The organism is Mesorhizobium sp. WSM4819 (genome assembly GCF_055811215.1).
Genome location: NZ_JBVVQO010000059.1, coordinates 1 through 17,321, shown reverse-complemented (window position 1 = coordinate 17,321; position 17,321 = coordinate 1). Strand labels below are relative to the sequence as shown.

General features: G+C 61.7%; 15 protein-coding genes and 1 tRNA gene. 10 read left to right on the top strand and 6 right to left on the bottom strand.

Annotated elements, in window-relative coordinates; translation table 11 throughout:
- Positions 1 to 714 precede the first annotated feature (714 nt).
- The 3 genes from AC0L18_RS31165 to AC0L18_RS31155 all read left to right on the top strand — a co-directional run bounded on the left by AC0L18_RS31165 (position 715) and on the right by AC0L18_RS31155 (position 3,125).
- Positions 715 to 1,503, top strand: a complete 789-nt coding sequence (locus tag AC0L18_RS31165; protein WP_473495563.1) for an alpha/beta fold hydrolase — start codon at positions 715 to 717, stop codon at positions 1,501 to 1,503.
- Positions 1,504 to 1,512: 9 nt separating this feature from the next.
- Positions 1,513 to 2,712, top strand: coding sequence for a PAS domain-containing sensor histidine kinase (locus tag AC0L18_RS31160; protein ID WP_473495562.1), 1,200 nt, complete (start codon positions 1,513 to 1,515; stop codon positions 2,710 to 2,712).
- 248 nt (positions 2,713 to 2,960) lie between these two features.
- Positions 2,961 to 3,125, top strand: a complete 165-nt coding sequence (locus tag AC0L18_RS31155; protein WP_473495561.1) for a hypothetical protein — start codon at positions 2,961 to 2,963, stop codon at positions 3,123 to 3,125.
- 387 nt (positions 3,126 to 3,512) lie between these two features.
- On the opposite strand, the gene AC0L18_RS31150 is transcribed toward AC0L18_RS31155, so the two are convergent.
- The 3 genes from AC0L18_RS31150 to AC0L18_RS31140 form a co-directional block, all read right to left on the bottom strand.
- Positions 3,513 to 4,115, bottom strand: coding sequence for a sulfotransferase family protein (locus AC0L18_RS31150; RefSeq protein WP_473495560.1), 603 nt, complete (start codon positions 4,113 to 4,115; stop codon positions 3,513 to 3,515).
- 322 nt (positions 4,116 to 4,437) lie between these two features.
- On the bottom strand, positions 4,438 to 4,941 hold the full coding sequence (locus tag AC0L18_RS31145) for a hypothetical protein (RefSeq protein WP_473495559.1): 504 nt from the start codon (positions 4,939 to 4,941) through the stop codon (positions 4,438 to 4,440).
- Between the two features lie 126 nt (positions 4,942 to 5,067).
- Positions 5,068 to 5,334 (bottom strand): recombinase family protein, encoded by a 267-nt coding sequence (locus AC0L18_RS31140; protein WP_473495558.1) that lies wholly within the window; start codon positions 5,332 to 5,334, stop codon positions 5,068 to 5,070.
- Between the two features lie 160 nt (positions 5,335 to 5,494).
- On the opposite strand from AC0L18_RS31140, the gene AC0L18_RS31135 reads away from it, so the two are divergent.
- From AC0L18_RS31135 to AC0L18_RS31120, 4 genes are all read left to right on the top strand, one after another.
- Positions 5,495 to 5,584: transfer RNA gene (locus AC0L18_RS31135), tRNA-Ser, on the top strand.
- A 684-nt stretch (positions 5,585 to 6,268) separates the two neighbouring features.
- Positions 6,269 to 7,408, top strand: a complete 1,140-nt coding sequence (locus AC0L18_RS31130) for an efflux RND transporter periplasmic adaptor subunit (protein ID WP_473495557.1) — start codon at positions 6,269 to 6,271, stop codon at positions 7,406 to 7,408.
- 2 nt (positions 7,409 to 7,410) lie between these two features.
- Positions 7,411 to 8,979 carry an FAD-dependent monooxygenase gene (locus AC0L18_RS31125; RefSeq protein ID WP_473495556.1) on the top strand — a complete coding sequence of 523 codons (1,569 nt, stop codon included), beginning with the start codon at positions 7,411 to 7,413 and terminating at the stop codon, positions 8,977 to 8,979.
- A 118-nt stretch (positions 8,980 to 9,097) separates the two neighbouring features.
- Positions 9,098 to 12,199: an efflux RND transporter permease subunit gene (locus AC0L18_RS31120; protein WP_473495555.1), complete on the top strand. Its 3,102-nt coding sequence runs from the start codon at positions 9,098 to 9,100 to the stop codon at positions 12,197 to 12,199.
- Between the two features lie 35 nt (positions 12,200 to 12,234).
- Here the strand turns inward: AC0L18_RS31120 and AC0L18_RS31115 are convergent, their stop codons facing one another.
- A complete protein-coding gene (locus AC0L18_RS31115; RefSeq protein WP_473495554.1) occupies positions 12,235 to 12,471 on the bottom strand; it encodes a hypothetical protein in 237 nt (78 codons plus the stop codon).
- Here AC0L18_RS31115 and AC0L18_RS31110 point away from each other — a divergent pair.
- A complete protein-coding gene (locus AC0L18_RS31110; RefSeq protein WP_473495553.1) occupies positions 12,455 to 13,039 on the top strand; it encodes a hypothetical protein in 585 nt (194 codons plus the stop codon). The two genes, AC0L18_RS31115 and AC0L18_RS31110, sit on opposite strands and share 17 nt — an antisense overlap.
- Here the strand turns inward: AC0L18_RS31110 and AC0L18_RS31105 are convergent.
- Both AC0L18_RS31105 and AC0L18_RS31100 read right to left on the bottom strand, forming a co-directional pair.
- A complete protein-coding gene (locus AC0L18_RS31105) occupies positions 13,015 to 14,550 on the bottom strand; it encodes a winged helix-turn-helix domain-containing tetratricopeptide repeat protein (RefSeq protein WP_473495552.1) in 1,536 nt (511 codons plus the stop codon). The two genes, AC0L18_RS31110 and AC0L18_RS31105, sit on opposite strands and share 25 nt — an antisense overlap.
- 312 nt (positions 14,551 to 14,862) lie before the next feature.
- A complete protein-coding gene (locus tag AC0L18_RS31100) occupies positions 14,863 to 16,377 on the bottom strand; it encodes a histidine kinase dimerization/phosphoacceptor domain -containing protein (RefSeq protein WP_473495551.1) in 1,515 nt (504 codons plus the stop codon).
- Positions 16,378 to 16,445: 68 nt separating this feature from the next.
- Between AC0L18_RS31100 and AC0L18_RS31095 the strand changes: the two genes are divergently transcribed.
- Both AC0L18_RS31095 and AC0L18_RS31090 read left to right on the top strand, forming a co-directional pair.
- Positions 16,446 to 16,961, top strand: coding sequence for a hypothetical protein (locus AC0L18_RS31095; RefSeq protein ID WP_473495550.1), 516 nt, complete (start codon positions 16,446 to 16,448; stop codon positions 16,959 to 16,961).
- On the top strand, positions 16,933 to 17,238 hold the full coding sequence (locus AC0L18_RS31090) for a hypothetical protein (RefSeq protein WP_473495549.1): 306 nt from the start codon (positions 16,933 to 16,935) through the stop codon (positions 17,236 to 17,238). Before AC0L18_RS31095 ends, AC0L18_RS31090 begins: the two co-directional genes overlap by 29 nt.
- Positions 17,239 to 17,321: the final 83 nt, after the last annotated feature.

The following is a 17,321-nucleotide window of genomic DNA, read 5'->3' as shown; positions in this document are numbered from 1 at the left end:
ATGCGACATTTCTACTTTGCTGGCGCCGCGACATTCGAACTTGGTTGCAACATGAGCGAACAAACATCGGCTTCGTTCACGTGATCAGTTGCGCCCCGAGCAGCCTTTCCGAGCCGAATCAAAGGTGTCGCATTCAGGGCCGAAGGCAGTCAGTCCGCGTTCGGGGGCATTTGGCTGAAGCGGTCGTTCCGCTCCCGACTTCATCTCGGACGTAATCCCTTTCTGCGGTTCCCCGAAAGCTTACGCTCGATTTCAGCCCGTGGCGACTGCATCGCCCAAGAACAGACGGTCGGTCGCCGTCCGCCAAGTGGCCTCGCACAGGTCGCCCTGCAAGTCGCAACCAATCGCACACCTGTCGCGGTCAATTTCGCGATCGCGTGTCCTTATTCCAAAACCTATGCGAGCAGGCCCAAGCGGCCGGTTGGGAAAGGCCCGAGACGGCATACACTGATGGTGCTTGCGGCTTCTGAGCTCAAGCAAGCCTGGACCGGTGTAGAGACCCTCTCGGAAGTCGCCGAGGTCGTCCCAGATGAGAGCGGCGGCCAAGCTCCGTATCCGAGGAAGGCGACTAAACTCCTTGCCGCGCAGTGGTTTCCCGTCAGCTATTGTCTGGGCCGCCAAGGCGACCATATGAAAAGCGTCACAACAACCTGGCGCATGATCCGGGGTCGTGCACCTTCGCGGAACGTCGTATAGGAAACCTTAGGAGCTAGTTTGTCCACTGTTCGCCGAAACAACGTTCGCGTATCCGGCTCGGGCAATCGTCCAATAATCTTTGCTCACGGCTTTGGCTGCGATCAGAACATGTGGCGCTTGGTGTACCCGGCCTTCGAAGAAGGCTTTAAGGTTGTGCTTTTCGACCACGTTGGTTCCGGCCGTTCCGATCTGGCGGCTTACAATTCCGAAAAGTACGCTTCCCTTTCGGGCTATGCAGATGACCTCGTCGAGATCGGCCGAGAGCTGGAATTGCATGATGCAATTTTCGTCGGGCATTCAGTGAGTGCGATGATCGGCGTCCTGGCGTCACTCCAAGCGCCGAAGATGTTCGAAAGCCTGGTCCTCGTTGGCCCTTCGCCTCGCTATATCGATGATGGGGATTATGTCGGCGGCTTCACTCAAATTCAGATTGAAGAACTGCTGGATTCGCTGGCCGACAACTATATGGGCTGGTCGGCAACGATGGCGCCCGCCATAATGGGAAATCCTGATCGCCCTGAGCTAGCGCAGGAATTGACGAACAGTTTCTGCCGGACGGATCCTGACATCGTAAAGGAATTCGCGCGCGTGACCTTCATGTCGGACAATCGCGCTGACCTACCGAGAGTCCAGGTTCGATCTCTTGTTCTCCAGTGTCGTGAGGACATCATCGCGTCGGAAGACGTTGGGCGTTATGTGCACCGCCATCTGCCGCACAGCCAACTGGTCATCCTGAATGCGACCGGCCACTGTCCAAACCTGAGCGCGCCGAAGGAAGTAATTTCGTCCATTCAAGCTTTCATCTGATCCGACGATATGGCCGCAACACCCGCAGAGGATGATCTCGAAGATCTTTATGAGAATGCGCCCTGCGGCTACATGTCATTGCAGCCCGACGGTCGCATTATCAGGGCAAATGTGACGCTCTCTGCCTGGGTTGGATTTTCGCGGGAGGAGCTTTGCGGAAAAAGGTTCCACGATCTGCTGAACATCTCAGGCCGCATTTTCTTTGAAACACATTTCGCTCCCCTGCTGCGCATACAGGGTTTCTTCAATGAGGTGGCGCTCGATTTCATCGCAAAGGACGGCGCGAGAATTCCTGTTTTGGCGAACGCCAAGGAGCGTCGCAACGATGAAGGAGAGCTGCTGTTTACCCGCATCACGATATTCAAAGCGGCTGACCGCCGGCGATATGAACGTGAACTGGTCGAGGCAAGGGCGGCGGCGGAGGCGGCGAAGCGCGAACTTCAAGCCTTGAACGCCACCCTCGAGACACGGATCCGGAACGCAGTCGAGGAACGCTTTCGGATGGAGGAAAACCTCATGCGCGAGCGTGAGATGTCGGAACTGAGGGAGCAGTTCATCGCGATACTCGGGCACGATCTCCGTAATCCACTTTCTTCGTTCGGTGGCGGGATCCGGATGTTGCGGGGGGAGAGTCTGAGCCCGCAGGGAGAACGGTTGTTGGACCTTCTTCAAGGCAGCATTCTGCGAATGTCGGGCCTTATCGACAACGTTCTTGACTTCGCGCGGGGGCGCCTTGGCGGCGGCATCGGCCTAAATATCCAGGACGAACCCTTGCAGCCGGTCTTAGAGCAGGTTGTCGGAGAACTCCGCGCAGCCTCGCCAGACGCGAACATCGAGGCGGACTTTTCGATTCTGGCACCGGTCCCTTGTGACCGCGTGAGGATCGGCCAACTGGCGTCCAATCTCCTCGGCAATGCACTGACCCACGGCGACCGAAATCACGTGATAAAGATTCGAGCCGTCGCTGAGCGGGGCGAATTAGTCCTCTCGGTGGCGAACGCCGGCAAACCCATTTCCCAAGCTGCCATGCAGCGTCTCTTTCAGCCCTTCTTTCGTGGCGAAGCACGCAGCCAACAGGGGCTTGGGCTGGGTCTTCACATCGCCTCGGAAATTGCGAAAGCGCATGGAGGAACTCTGACGGTAGACTCTTCCGAGATAGAGACACGGTTTACTTTCCGGACGCCCCTTGCGGGCTCAGAACCGAAATAGCCGTAGTGTATCCCGGTCTTGGGGATAAGAAGCGGTAACGGACAGAAGAATGAGGGTCACCCAACGATTACGCCGAATATACTGGCTGGATGTATCGGCCCGCACCGTCAATCTCTATGCGGCCGATGTCATCGTCGCGTTGCTCACGAGCGCAATCGCGCAAACAGCCGACTACCCGGCGCACGGAACACTTTTCCGCAGGTGTGGGTTGGGCGTTCAGCGAAGCGGCTCGACTAGGGAGAGCCGTCATGGACAATAGAGAATTCGATAGAGCCAATCTGCTTTCGGTCGTAAAGGCCTGTGCCACTTCCCACGCAGGATCGCTGCTGTCTACCTCCAAGGCTATTGGGGAGTTCCGGATGCTGTCGGGAGACTTTGTGACCGGTGACGACGAGCTGGCGAATTTATTATGACAGACCGCCGTCGCCATGGGCTGTACGGTCGTGTTCGATGAACGGACAGGAGCCGACACCCTCAACATGACCGATGCATTTGAACAATGCCCGCCAAGCGAACTATCTCGCACTTGTTCCCAATCGCGTGACTAAAAGAGCACCTTACGGCTCTCAACTGGAAAGTCCGCGCCTCTATTAGGAATCGCTCGGCTTATATTGCCAGAGGCTGGCGCAACGGAAACTCAAAGCGCGCTTTAGAAGGTCGGCAGTCCATGGGGCGAATTTAGGCAGCTATGGGGTTTCGTCACGACTGGCTTGCCGATCGCCTCAAGCAATGAAGCTAGTGGTGAAAACCTGACGCGTGGTACCCGGCGCAGAGGGCTGCTCCGGGTGGCAACCGGTCGTTCAGCGCCCCATGCGAGCACGAAATTCGGCAGTCGAATTGGTGCGGGGAAACGGTTCCGAAGGCAATTGTACACCGAGAAGGGCACAAAGCGGCCCCCACCCTTCGGAGACCTGATAAGTAAGAAGGCGCTCGGGCGGCAGCGTTGCTCTTACCGTAGCGTTATGTTCTTCATAGACGGCGATTGCATGATGACGGTCATTAAAGCGACCTCCAAAGACACCATTGCCAACCACCGCCGCACCAAAGGACTGTGGGTCATTGCTGGCAGGGTCCATCATCAGTCCTATTGTTTGCGCTACGCTGTCATACCAGGCTTCGGGATCACGAACTGTGAGAACAACTTTTGCATCAGGGTAGTGATCGCTCACTTCGCGCCAGAAATGCGCCGTTGGCCAATCGACAGCGGAACGATAGCCGGCATATGCCAGATCCCAGTTCGGGAGTTGTCCCTGGCCAGCGGCACGCCACAGCTCTTTCTGTTCGAAGTTGGCATTCACGTCTGCCATATGGTGGCAAGGCCCGAACCCAAGATGCTCCAATGCCAGTTTCAGCGAATACGTGCCGGTGCGACCCATGCCCGCGCCAATGACACCTAGAGACATCAGCATCCTCCAAGGTGACTTCAATCGCTCAAAATACCGCCCTTCCTTCTATTTCGCTACATGTTTGAAGGTCTCCGGGCCGAGTCCTGCCATACCCTGCGGGTACCGAGCGTCAGGTTTTCACGAACGCGCGTCTGAAGTCGCTTCTGGCGCAGACGCAGGCCGCCTTGGCCGAGCACCAGGCGGCGCCGGCGCAGTCGGAGGAAGCGCGGCGCCGGCTGGAGAGCATCGTCGGCGATCTGCGGCGCGAGTAGTTCGGCGCGAAATCCGAGAAGTGAGCCCCGACCAGTACAATCTGCCGCTGGAAGACGCACTCGAAACCTTACGGAATCATGTATTCTCCCTCGAGCATGTCCCAGGCGGTCGTATCGGACGTAAAGGTTATCACGAACGTGCCGTTGCCGGTTATTCCTTTGTACCTGTCCGTCCCTCCGATGAATGTCCACTCGCCGTTGAAGGTCGGTTGCGCGCCACCGGTCACCGTATATTTGCCGATAACCTTCGCGCCGTTTCCGTCGGTGAACGTCTTATAACCGCCACTGACCATGCCGCCAGAGTCGAAGAGGTCCACGGCCTGATAGCGGGCGTTGTCGAGAAATGGCTTCTCGCCCTCGCTGAAGACGACGCCGTCGAACTGCGTGAGCGAGACCGTGTGATCCGCGGTGTCGGCCACCTTGACGGTTGGAGCGCTCGTAATGACCAGCACCGCTTTGCCTTTCCAGTGGCCGCTCTCCTCAGCCGAGGCTGTCGCACTCCACGGAACGCTAAGCACTGCCGCCAATGCGATTCCTGTCAGCAGGCTCTTTTCAAGCGAACATCTAGGCATAGCATCCTCCACACTGTTGGTTCGGCATATTAGCGCGCCCAGGTATTGCGAGAGTCAACTGGTCCTGTGCCGATCACGCGCGGCAAGCCCTCCCCTATGTTCTCCGCATGAACCCGGCTTGCGACTTCAGACCACGCCACGCTTTAAAATATCGCTGATCTGCGTTGCCGCCCATGTGCCACCGCGAGCCGTCGGGATACCCCGCGCATTGAGGGCGGCGGCCGTTTTCCGCATGGATGCGCCCGTTGCCTGAATTTCTCTGATAATGGGCAGGACATTGGATGCGAAGCCGTCGGCAATGGCCGTACGGCGCTCTGCAGCGGCTTCCTGAGCCTTGCGGATCTGCGGGTTGGGCACTCGACCATCGGGATTACCTTGGATCTGTATTCCCATGTCATGCCCGGCATGCAGGCTGACGCGGCAGAGCAAGTTGACGCGGCGTTGCAGGTAGCTATAAGCGCAAGTCGAAAGACCATATAGTTGCAAAGTGCGTAGCAAACCGCCTTTTGAGCAAACCGCAACGAGGCAGAAAGCACTTTAAAGTCAACTACTTGGAGGGATGGCCGAGCGGTTTAAGGCACCGGTCTTGAAAACCGGCGTGGGTGCAAGCCCACCGTGGGTTCGAATCCCACTCCCTCCGCCAATCCACCCTGCCCCAACATTCTCTGGGTCGTAGGAGAGCGCAGCAATCCTGCAGAACTGCGGCTTCGCGAAGAAAAGCTAACAACCACATCCCCGCATATTTCCGCTGAGCACTCGTTCTCTCGGCGGATATTCTCCAAAGCTGTCAACCTCGCAGTTTTGGTTCTCAGCTATCTACTGAACAATTTCAGATACTTGCAGTGTGTCAAACCCCAGCAGGTTGCGTGAACTCTCACTAGGCGAATGCATCTAAAAAACTTTCAGCCGAAAAGACGTCGCATTTTGGACCGCAAGCGGAGTGCCCGCTTTCTAGATGATTGGGCTAGAAAGCCGACCCTTTCACACAGCGTAGTGCCGACCGCTTTGCACCGAACCGGATCTAAAAAAACGCCGCAAACAATTCTGCGTGCGTCAATAACTGGCGACACCTCCGTCGCTTGGTTAATTACATCTCCTCGCGAAAGCTTTGGCTGCGGCATCGACCTGTCGCTAGTGAAGCGAACCGCTTCTCAGGCAAACATCAGAAAATTTTCAAAAACCGATCGGGATTTTTTGGGTCCAAAGCGGCAAGAACATCGGGCTGGCGAAAGACCGGCCGCAACGCCCGAAATTCTCTCAGCCAGCCAACGCTTTTCCGGTTGCCGCATCCTCCCCGCGCGACCGCAACCTTGGTCATGGAGACAAAATGATTGCCACAGTTTTTCTCAACCGCCTGCTGAGGCGCCGCCTTGTCGCCGGCTCGATCGCCGTCCTTGCCTGTGGCGCCGCGATGGTCTGGCATGGAGCCAGAAGCGAGGCCTCGAACGTGAAAACCGCCGCCCCCGAGACAAAGCTCGTCAAGACGGTAGCGGTCGCGCCGACACGCAACGCCGATACTCGCATCGCCATCGGCGAGATACGCCCGCGGCTCGAAAGCGATCTCGGTTTTCGCGTCTCGGGTAAGCTCGTCGAACGCGTCGCCGAGATCGGCGCGACGGTGAAGAAGGGCGAGGTGCTCGCCCGCATCGAAGACCAGGATTATCGCAATCGGCTCGCCAGCGCCGAAGCCGATGTCGCGGCGGCGCAGGCCGTGATTGTCGAGGCAAGCGCTGCCGAGGCCCGCATCGGCGCGCTGCTCGTCAAGGGTTTCACGACACGCGCCAATTATGACGCGACGCTGAAGAATCTGCGCTCGGCACAGGCCAAGCTGAAATCGTCGAACATCGCCTTCGAGATGGCCAGGGACCAGCTCGGCTACACTGAACTGCATGCGGAGTTCGACGGCATCGTCACTGCCACCGGCGCCGAAGCCGGCCAGTCCGTCAATGTCGGGCAAATGGTGGTGCGCGTTGCCGATCCGCAGAGCCGCGACGCGGTGTTCTCGATCGCGGAAGCTGCCTTCGCCAACACACCCCACGGCAAGCGGCTGCCGCAGGTCACCGTCTCGCTGCTCAGCAATCCGGCGATCACGGCTGTCGGCAGCATCCGTGAAATTGCGCCAATGGCGGACGCAGCGACCCGCACTTTCCAGGTGAAGGTCGCTATCGAGAATGCGCCCGACGAAATGCGCTTCGGCGCAAGCGTCGCCGGCCGCGCTGACATTGGTGGCACATCGGTCATGGTGCTGCCGGGCAGCGCGCTGTTCGACAAGGACGGCAAGCCGGCCGTTTGGGTCGTGTCCGCCTCGTCGGCGGTGGAGCTCAAGCCGGTCTCGGTTGCTCGCTATGAGATCGACCGCATAGTGATCAGCGAGGGACTTGTCCAGGGCGACCTCGTCGTCACCGCCGGCGTAAACCGGCTGCGGGAACACGAGAAAGTTCGTACCATTGAGGGAGAAGGAAAATGACCATGTCTAAGACAAAGGTCCTGATTGCCGGCGCCGGCCCGACCGGCCTGACGCTTGCGCTCTGGCTGACCAGGCTGGGCGTGCCGGTGCGCATCTTCGACAAGGCCGCAGCTCCCGGTGAAACCTCGCGGGCGCTTGCCGTGCAGGCGCGCACGCTGGAATTCCACCGCCAGATCGGCATCGTTGAGGATGTCCTTGCCGAAGGCATCCGGCTCGAGCGGCTCACCGTGCATACGCCGGCGGGCGTCGCAGCTCAGCTGCCGCTGTCCGACTTCGGCCGCGGCATCAGCCCCTATTCCTTCGCCTTCGCGCTGCCGCAGGACATCCATGAGCGCCTGCTGATCACGCATCTGGAGCGCGCCGGCGTGGAGGTCGAGCGCGGCACGGAGCTCGTGGCTTTCCAGGACAAGGGCGAAGCGGTCATCGCCACGCTGAGCAAGAATGGCCGGACCGAAACCGTCAGCGCGGCCTTTCTCGCGGGTTGCGACGGCGCCCGCAGCGCCGTGCGCCACGGGCTGAACATCGGCTTCCCCGGAGGCACCTACGAACAGTCTTTCTATGTTGCCGACGTGAAGGGCAGCGGCGACATCACCCGCAACGGCATGGACACGACAATCAGCACCTATGGCTTCGCGATCGTCATGCCTGTCCGGCAGTCCGGTTCTGTCAGGCTGATCGGCATCGTGCCGAAGGCGCATGAGGCCGACGAGACGATTACCTTCGAGGGGATCCGCGCCGATATCGAACGCGACACCGGCGTCAAGGTCCACGAGGTCAACTGGTTCTCGACCTACCGCGTCCATCATCGCGTCGCCGAACGTTTCCGTGCCGGCCGCGTGTTCCTCGCAGGCGATGCCGGCCACATCCACAGCCCGGCCGGCGGCCAGGGTATGAACACCGGGATGGGCGATGCGGTGAACCTCGCCTGGAAGCTCGCGGCGGTAGTACAGCGCCGGGCCGATCCGCGCCTGCTCGACAGCTACGAGCCGGAACGTATCGCCTTTGCTCGCAAGCTGATCGAAAGCACCGACCAGGCATTCCGCATCGCCACCAGCCGCTCTCGGCTCATGGGTGTGTTCCGGCGCTACCTGATGCCGAAGATCCTGAACATCGCGCTGCACACCTCGTTCGGCTCGCGCGCCTTCTTCGGCGTGATCTCGCAGGCAGCGATCCAGTATCGCGCCGGGCCGATCAGCGCGGGCATAGCGGGCAAGGTCAGCGGCGGCGACCGCCTGCCCTACGTCGTCCGTGCCGACGGGGACAATTTCGAGCCGCTGCGGACACTCGACTGGCAGGTCCATGTCTATGGCGAGCTCAGCTGCGATTTCCGGGCGATGCTCGCGCCGAGCGGCATCCCGATCCACGCCTTCGCCTGGTCGGACGCAGCCGCGAAAGCCGGCCTGCAGCGCGACGCAGCCTACCTGGTGAGGCCGGACGGCCATGTCGCCCTCGCCTCGCCGGTACAGGAGGCAGCCAGCTTCCAGCGCTATCTCGCCGGCCTCGCAATAAGGCCGAGGACGGCCGATCGCGCGCCCTACCGTGTGCCGGGCACCATGCACAGCCTGGCCTGAATTGCCACAGCGCCCGCCACACAGTGGGCGCTGACCGAACCCCAACCGTCACTTGTTTCGCCTGCCGGCAAGCCGCCGGCGGAACGCGCCCTTGCGCGTACTGAGAGGGACTTGCACCATGACCAGTTTCAACCTTTCCGAATGGGCGCTGCGCCACAAGAGCCTCGTCTTCTATCTGATGATCGCGGCCGCGCTCGCCGGCTTGTTCGCCTATACCGGCCTCGGCCGCGAGGAGGACCCGCCTTTCACAATCAAGACCATGGTGGTGAAGACGATGTGGCCGGGCGCCACGACCAGCGACACGGTCGAGCAGATCACCGACCGCGTCGAGAAGAAGCTCGAGGAGCTGCCCGATCTCGACTACGTCAAGAGCTACACCAAGCCCGGCGAATCCGTGGTCTTCGTCAACCTCAAGGACACGGTCGCCGCCGACCAGGTGCAGCCGCTCTGGTACCAGGTGCGCAAGAAGCTCGACGACGTCAAGCCGACCCTGCCGTCAGGCGTGCAGGGGCCGTTCTACAATGACGAGTTCGGCGACACCTATTCGCTGATCTACGCGCTCACCTCCGACAGCCTCAGCCATCGCGAGCTGAAGGATCTCGCAACCAGCCTGCGCGCCGGATTGCTGACGGTGAAGGATGTCGCCAAGGTCGACCTGATCGGCCAGCAGGACGAGAAGATCTATCTCGAATTCTTGACTCAGAAGGTGGCAGCACTCGGCCTCGATGTCGGCACGCTGTCGCAGGCGCTGCAGGCGCAGAATGCTCTGACGCCGAGCGGCACGGTCGACGCCGGCCCGGAGCGGATCGCCATCCGCGTCTCCGGCAGCTTCACCTCCGAGGAAAGCCTGAAGGCGATCAACTTCTACGCCAACGGCCATTATTTCCGGCTGGGCGACGTCGCCGAGGTCAAGCGCGCCTATTCCGACCCGCCGCAGCCGATGTTCCGCTTCAACGGCAAGCCGTCGGTCGGCATTGCCGTCTCGATGACCGCGGGCGGCGACGCGCTGGCGCTGGGCGAGAACGTCAAGGAGAAGATGCATGAGATGGAAGCCGAACTGCCGCTCGGCGCCGACCTCGGCCTGGTCGCGGACCAGTCGCATGTGGTGGAAGAATCCGTCGGCGAGTTCACCAAGAGCCTTGGCGAGGCGATCGCCATCGTGCTTGCCGTCTCGCTGCTGGCGCTCGGCTGGCGTCCCGGCGTCGTGGTGGCTATCGCCATCCCGCTGGTGCTGGCGATCACCTTCGTCACCATGGAGTATTTCGGCATCTCGCTGCAGCGCATCTCGCTCGGCGCGCTGATCATCGCGCTCGGCCTCCTGGTCGATGATGCGATGATTGCGGTCGAAATGATGATCTCGCGCATGGAGGAAGGCTACGACAAGATCTCGGCCGCCACCTATGCCTACACTTCGACCGCCTTCCCGATGCTCACCGGCACCCTGGTGACGATCGCCGGCTTCGTGCCGGTCGGCTTTGCCAAGAGCGGCGCCGGCGAATACTGCTTCTCGCTGTTTGCGGTCGTGGCCATCGCGCTGGTCGTCTCCTGGGTGGTGGCGGTGCTGTTCACGCCGCTCACCGGCGTGGCGCTCTTGCCCGATCGAATCAAGGGCCATGGCAGCCATCGGCCGTCGCGCATTGCTCGCGGCTTCCAGGCATTGCTCGAAATGGCGATGCGGGCGAAGTGGCTGGTGCTGTCGGTGACCGCGGGGCTGTTTGCGCTTTCGGTCGTAGCCATGGGCTTCGTCGGCCAGGAGTTCTTCCCGAAGTCCGATCGGCCCGAGGTCATGGTCGATCTCACCCTGCCGCGCGCTGCTTCGATCAAGGCGACGGACGCGGTCGTGGAGCGCGTCGAGAAGCTGCTTGCCGCCGATCCGGACATCGACCACTGGAGCTTCTATGTGGGCCAGGGCGCGGTGCGGTTCTACCTGCCGCTCGACGCGCAACTCGCCAACGACTTCTTCGCCCAAGCCGTGGTAGTCACCAAGGGCCACGCCGTGCGCCAGGCAGTCATCGACCGGCTGGAGAAGCAGCTGTCGACCGGCTTCGATGACGTCATGGCCCGCGTCACGCCGCTGGAGCTCGGCCCGCCGGTCGGCTGGCCGCTGAAGTTCCGCGTCAGCGGTCCGGACCCGCACAAGACGCGCAGCCTGGCGCAGCGATTCGCGCAGGTGTTGGGCAGCGACGCTTCCGTGCGCAACATCAACTACGACTGGAACGAGCCGGCCAAGGTCATCAAGGTCGATGTCGACCAGGACCGGGCGCGCGCGCTGGGCATCTCCTCGCAGCAGCTCTCCGAGACGATCAACGCGGTGCTGTCCGGCTCGAAGATCACGCAGATGCGCGACAATACCTACCTCGTCGACATCGTGGCCCGCGCGGTGGACTCCGAACGCGCCAGCATCGACACGCTGCGCGGCCTGACGATCAGCGCTTCGGGCGGACGCCGGGTGCCGCTCGAGCAGGTGGCAAAGCTCACCTACCAGACCGAGCCGCCGCTGATCTGGCGCCGAGGCCGCCTGCCGACCGTAACGGTGCAGGCCGACGTCGCGCCGGGCGAAAATGCGACTTCCGTGTCGTGGCGGCTGGAGAGCGCCATCGCCGCCTTCAAGGCGGAACTGCCGGCGCGCTACAGCGTCGAGCAGGGCGGCGTGATCGAGGACAGCGCCAAGGCGCAGGCCAGCATCTTGGTGGTCTTCCCGCTGATGCTGTTCATCATGGCGACCGTGCTGATGGTGCAGTTGATGAGCTTCCAGCGCCTAGTGCTGGTGCTGCTCACCGCTCCGCTTGCGATCATCGGCGTTGCCGGCGCGCTATTGCTCTCCGGGGCACCGATGGGCTTCGTCGCGATCCTCGGCGTAATGTCGCTGATCGGCATGGTGATCCGCAACTCGGTGATCCTCATCGCGCAGATCGACCAGCACATCGCCGCCGGCGAGGAGCCATGGGCCGCGGTGATCAGCGCCACCACACACCGCTTAAGGCCTATCCTGCTCACGGCGGCGGCCGCCATCCTCGGCATGATCCCGATCGCGCCGACCGTGTTCTGGGGACCGATGGCCTATGCCGTGATGGGCGGCCTGACGGTGGCGACCGTGCTGACGCTGGTCTTCCTGCCGACGCTCTACGTCACGTGGTTCGGTATCAAGGCGCCGGCCGAGACCACTCCAGTGTCCGAGCCGATCGCGGCCGCCGCCAAGTCCAAGCTGCTGGCAGCCTGAGCGGCGCATCCTCCAACAGACACGGCGGAAGCCGCCTAACCATCCAAGCGGAAAGGAACGATCATGAAACCCTTCTTTGGAAATCTTCTCGTTCGCGTCAACGCTGGCTTCCTGATCCTTGCCTCGGCCGGCGGGCTGGCCACGACATTGCCTGCTCGTTCTTTGGGCGCGGGGCTGAAGCTGTGCTGATCAACAACGCGCCCGGGACCGGCATCGGCTTCATCGAGGCGCACGGACTCGCCCTGATCCATCGGCGTGACGCTCTGGCGCATCGCTTACTCCCGCAACTGGCACGCCGTTCAGGCTGCCGTTCACATGCTGCTCGGAACGGCAAATCTTCTGTTCTGGCAGTTCTTCGTCGCCGCCGACGTGCTCGTCGTCGGCGACGTCACAACCGCGGCGCACTGGCTGTTCGTGGTTGCTCACCTGGCGGCGATGACGGATTCGACCCGGCTTGCCGCTTCCTCCTTCCCACTGACCTTCGATCAAAAATCAGGAGAAACGACAATGCCCATGAAATCCGTGAAGAAATTCCACTTCGCGGCTGCGTTGCTCGCAATCGCGCTTGCCGCTATCGAAATCATCGGGAGCGCCGTGCCGGCGCTGTCGCTGGTCAGCCAGGCCGAAGCTCGCATCGGCGCGCCCTGGACGCCACGCAGCGCCGCGGGCGTTGCGCGCCGCACCACCACTCGGCGAGTGCTGAGACACACCACCTCCTGGGTTGCCATGCTGCCGGCTGGCTGCGTCCGCACCAAGGTCAACGGCTTCGACGTTTGGCGCTGCGGCGGCACCTATTACCGGGCCTATCAGGGCCGCTACATCGTGGTCGTTGTCGATTGAGGCGCCTCGGGGGCAGCCTCGCCGAGGGCAAGGCTGACGCCCTCGGCGAGATGCTCGGCGTCGGCCCGGCTTTCGAACGGCACGCCGCGCAGCGCATAGTCGAGCGGTGAGAAAGGATCGCCCTCCTTGATGAGGGCGATCTGCCGCCGCGCCTTCTCCATTTCGCCCATCTGCGCATAGCAGGCCGCCAGCCTCGTGCGGATCCATGGCGCCGGGCGCGTTGCCAGTTCCAACGCTTCCGCCGCCTGGCGGTACTCCCCCATCATGTAGAGCGCGAGCGCGCGGTCGAACTGGTACCAGTGCGGATGCAGCGGATCGATCCGGATGCCGCGCGCCAGCCACGTCAGAGCTTCGAGCGGCCGGCCGCGCATGGTGAGCAGCATGCCCATCTGCTCAATGCTGTCGGCATCATAAGGGTTGAGCTGCAGCGCGATGCGCATGTGATGCTCGGCCGCCACGTGGTCGCGCATATAAAGGCGGATCAACGACTGCACGCGGTGCCCGGTCGGCTGGTCGGGCGACAGAGCCAGGCCCTTGTCGGCAAGGTCGCGCGCTTTTTCCAGAACGGCGTCGCTGGCGCGTCCGAATTCCCCATCCAGCGAGCGCGCCAGGCCGAGATAGGAGTAGGCCAGCCCGTAATTCGGGTCCTTGGCGATCGCTGCCTCGAACAATGCCTCGGCGCCGCGCTGGTCGGTCTGGGCCGGATCGCGCAGCAGCGCGAAGCCGCGCAGCAGAAGTTCATAGGCGGCGAGGCTGGTCACCGGCTTGCGTGAAGCCTGCTCCAGGCCGGCGTTGGTGACCCGCGTGACAAGGCGGCTGACGATCTGCTCGACGATCTCGCGCTCGATCGCGAACAGGCCAGCGCCCTGCGACTGGTAGCGTTCACCCCAGAGCTGGCTCGCGGTGGCGATATCGACGAGACTGACGGCCACCAAGACCTGTTCGCCCTGGCGGCGAAGCGATCCCTCGACCAAGTAGTCGGCGCCGATGCGGGCGCGGATCTGGGGCCACTCGGTGCGGCCGAAGGAAGCGAAGGAGAAGCTCGAATTGCGCGCCAGAACCGTGACGGTGCCGAAGCGCGCCACGCCATTGATGAGGTCCTCGGCAAAACCGTCGACCATCGCCTCGTCGGCGGGATCGCCGCTCTCGTTGCGGAAGCGCACGACGGCCATAATCGGCTGGCTGCTGATTTCGGGCGCGGCTTCCGCCTCCGCGGCAAGCATATAGCCGCGTTTCGAGACTGTGCGCACCATGTCGTCGCCCAGCACCTTGCGGATTTCGCGGATCGACTGGGTAAGCGAATCCTCGGTGACGTAAACGCCGGGCCACACCACATCCATCAATTCCGATTTCGGCACGACGCGCCCCATATTGCGGGCGAGATGCGAAAGCACTGCGTAAGCTTTCGGACGCAGGAACAGCGGCTCCTTAACGCCGCGCAGCGTTCCCATGGCCAGGTCGAGCGTAAACCCACCAAACCGGAAGACCTGATCAGCCGTCGCCGTCGTCATGGGGCACCCCTTTGGGACACCGGATGCGCCGCGTCGGGCGGCCCGACGCGGCATGGTCGAAGCGCATTATTGCCTACTACGCACTTGCGATCAAACTGCTTTCGGCGCTCGTCAGAAACCAGCCAGCCGGATCATCAACAGCTCGCCCCAGCATGGTCGCCTGAAATATCTGCTTCCGGGCAACGGCAAAGCTAATTTCTTCGGCTCACATCTGGCCGGCAGCCCCGGCCATTGCCGACATGACGAGTGCTGCTGACTGGCACCTTTGGGGCGGCGGGCCCGGGCCACCCATGAAGGTGGGACCCGCGTTGTTCAGCCCTGCTTTTCCAATTCTTGGAAGGCATTTCGAATGGCTTCTATGAGCGTGGGAATTGAATATGGCTTCTGTAGCCAACCAAGGGGCCTGGCCGGTCCAGCTCTAAGCTTCACGTCCCGATCACCGTGCGCCGTCGTAAAGATGCATCGTATGCCGAGGTTGCGGTACAACTCCAGGGCGGCATCGATCCCGTCCCGTTTTCCAAGCAAGCGGATATCCATGAGGACAAGCGCCGGCTTGGTCGCCAGCGCATTGCTTATAGCCTTATCGGCGCTGGTGGCAGGCCCCGCCGCCGAAAAGCCCGCAGCGCTCAGGCCAGCTTCTATGTCGAGTGCGATCAGGAAATCGTCCTCTACAATCAAGATCGGATGATCACCCGCTAATGCGGACTGTCCTCCGCTTGTGCCTTCACGGGAGAAAGCCAGTTGCGGCTTGAATGATGGCTTGATGTCGCCCGCCAGGCCCGATTCAGGCATCGATGCTTTGGTCGCAAAGGCAACCTCCTTGGGCGACTGAGAAAAACTCACGGTGCCCCGACACGGATCTCGGCGAACGTCGAATACCCCACCAATTTGTCGCACCAAGCCTTCGACGAGCCGCAGGCCCGAGGACGACGGACGGACGGAACTCAGGTCGAACCCTGGGCCTTCATCCTCGACCTTCAGTCTATTGCATTGACCGTCTTGTCGCAGGGAGACGCGGATCGTTGCGTGTGCCTTACCCTGCGAGCCGTATTTTACGGCGTTGATCAAAAGCTCGTTGACAATGAGAGCTAACGGCATAGCGATGTCGTTCGGCAGTTGGATTGGATCTGCCTCGCAGATCAGATGTACCCCGGCGGGGAACATCTGTTTTGCAGTCTCGCAAACAGCACTCAGGAAGGGCTGGGCACCGAAGTTGCGGGCGTCGGGCGTGTCGTAGAGAACGCGCTGGGCGGCAGCCATGGTCGCCACCCGTTTGCTGGCCTCGTCCAGAACAACTCGAGCCTCTGAGCTGTGACTGTTCCTTGCCGACATCGATAGCAGTGACTTCAGCATCATCATGTTGTTCTTCACACGATGATTGAGCTCATCCAGCAGAATCCGTTGCTGGGTTTCCGCCTGCTTACGCTCGCTCACATCGACTAGCATGTTTATGCCGCCGATGACCTTTCCGGCGGCATTTCGCATCGGTGTCGGATAAGGGATGAATGGAATCCGGGTGCCGTCTGGTCGCTCGGCCACTGCTTCATATCCTCGGACGGGTCGCCCTTCGCGAAGTGAGATAGCCATCGGACATTGGTCGTGGGGAAGCGGAGTTCCATCCGGCCAGTAGAGCTTCCAGGTGACGCACCATTCGTCACTGCCGATAACGGGCGTTCGGCCGGCGAGCTGCACCGCCGCTTCGTTGAAATATGTGATCTTGCCCGCCTGATCGGTCGTGTAGATCGCGGCAGGAATGGCGGCGAGCAGGTCCTGGAGGTGGCGCTCGCTATCCCGGACCCGCGGCTTCGCCAAATCCCCCGTGTACACGGACCCTTCGGGGCAAGACATGCCTAACTCAAAGGCGAGGCAGCACATCGGAAACGGAGAGAGCTAAGATGGCCCGCCCCAGCCATCAGCCCGATGGTTTTCATCGCCGTCAGGTAGAGGCGCTGGCAGGCTATGGCGTTCCGGAGGCGGACATTGCCGGCATGGTCGGCATTGATGCCAAGACGCTGCGCAAACACTATAAACACGAACTTGCCTTTGGCCACACCAAGGCCAATGCCAAGGTGACGGAGAACCTCTTCCGCAAGGCAACGGGCGAAGGTCGTGAAGCGGTCATCGCCGCCATCTTCTGGCTCAAGGCACGCGGCCGCTGGAAGGAGACCTCGGTCAACGAGCACTCAGGTCTGGACGGCAAGCCGATCGAGCAGGTGCATGAGATCCGCCGCATCATCCTGCGCGCTCCGGATCCTGCAAGCTTGGGCAAGACTCCTGCCGGCACGCCGCCAGCGAACAATCCCGTCACGCTCTGGGACGCGGACCGGCCAAATGAGCGCCGATATCGAAGCTCCTCTGGAAAACCGGCCACTGAGCTCCAGGGTGGAGGCACTGGCCGGCTTCGGGCTTAGCACGGCCGACATCGCCTGCGTGCTCGCCATAGACGAGCAGGACCTCAAGGCGACCTACGCCCATGAGCCCGAGAGCGGCGCCATCAAGGCCAACGCACGGGTCGCCGAAAGCCTTTACCGCAAAGCGACCGGTGAAGGTCGGGAGGCCGTCACTGCAGCGATCTTCTGGCTGAAGACCCGGGCGCGCTGGAAGGAGACCTCCATCCATGAGCTGGAGGGAAAACTGGACACATCAGTGACCTTCGTGACCACCTACGAAGATATGAGGCTCCTGTAGGGCACAGCGCTTCACCTCGCAGATCTTAGGGCGAACAGCCCCGCTCCGCAGATCAAAACTGCGCCGAGAACGGTGGTGATCTT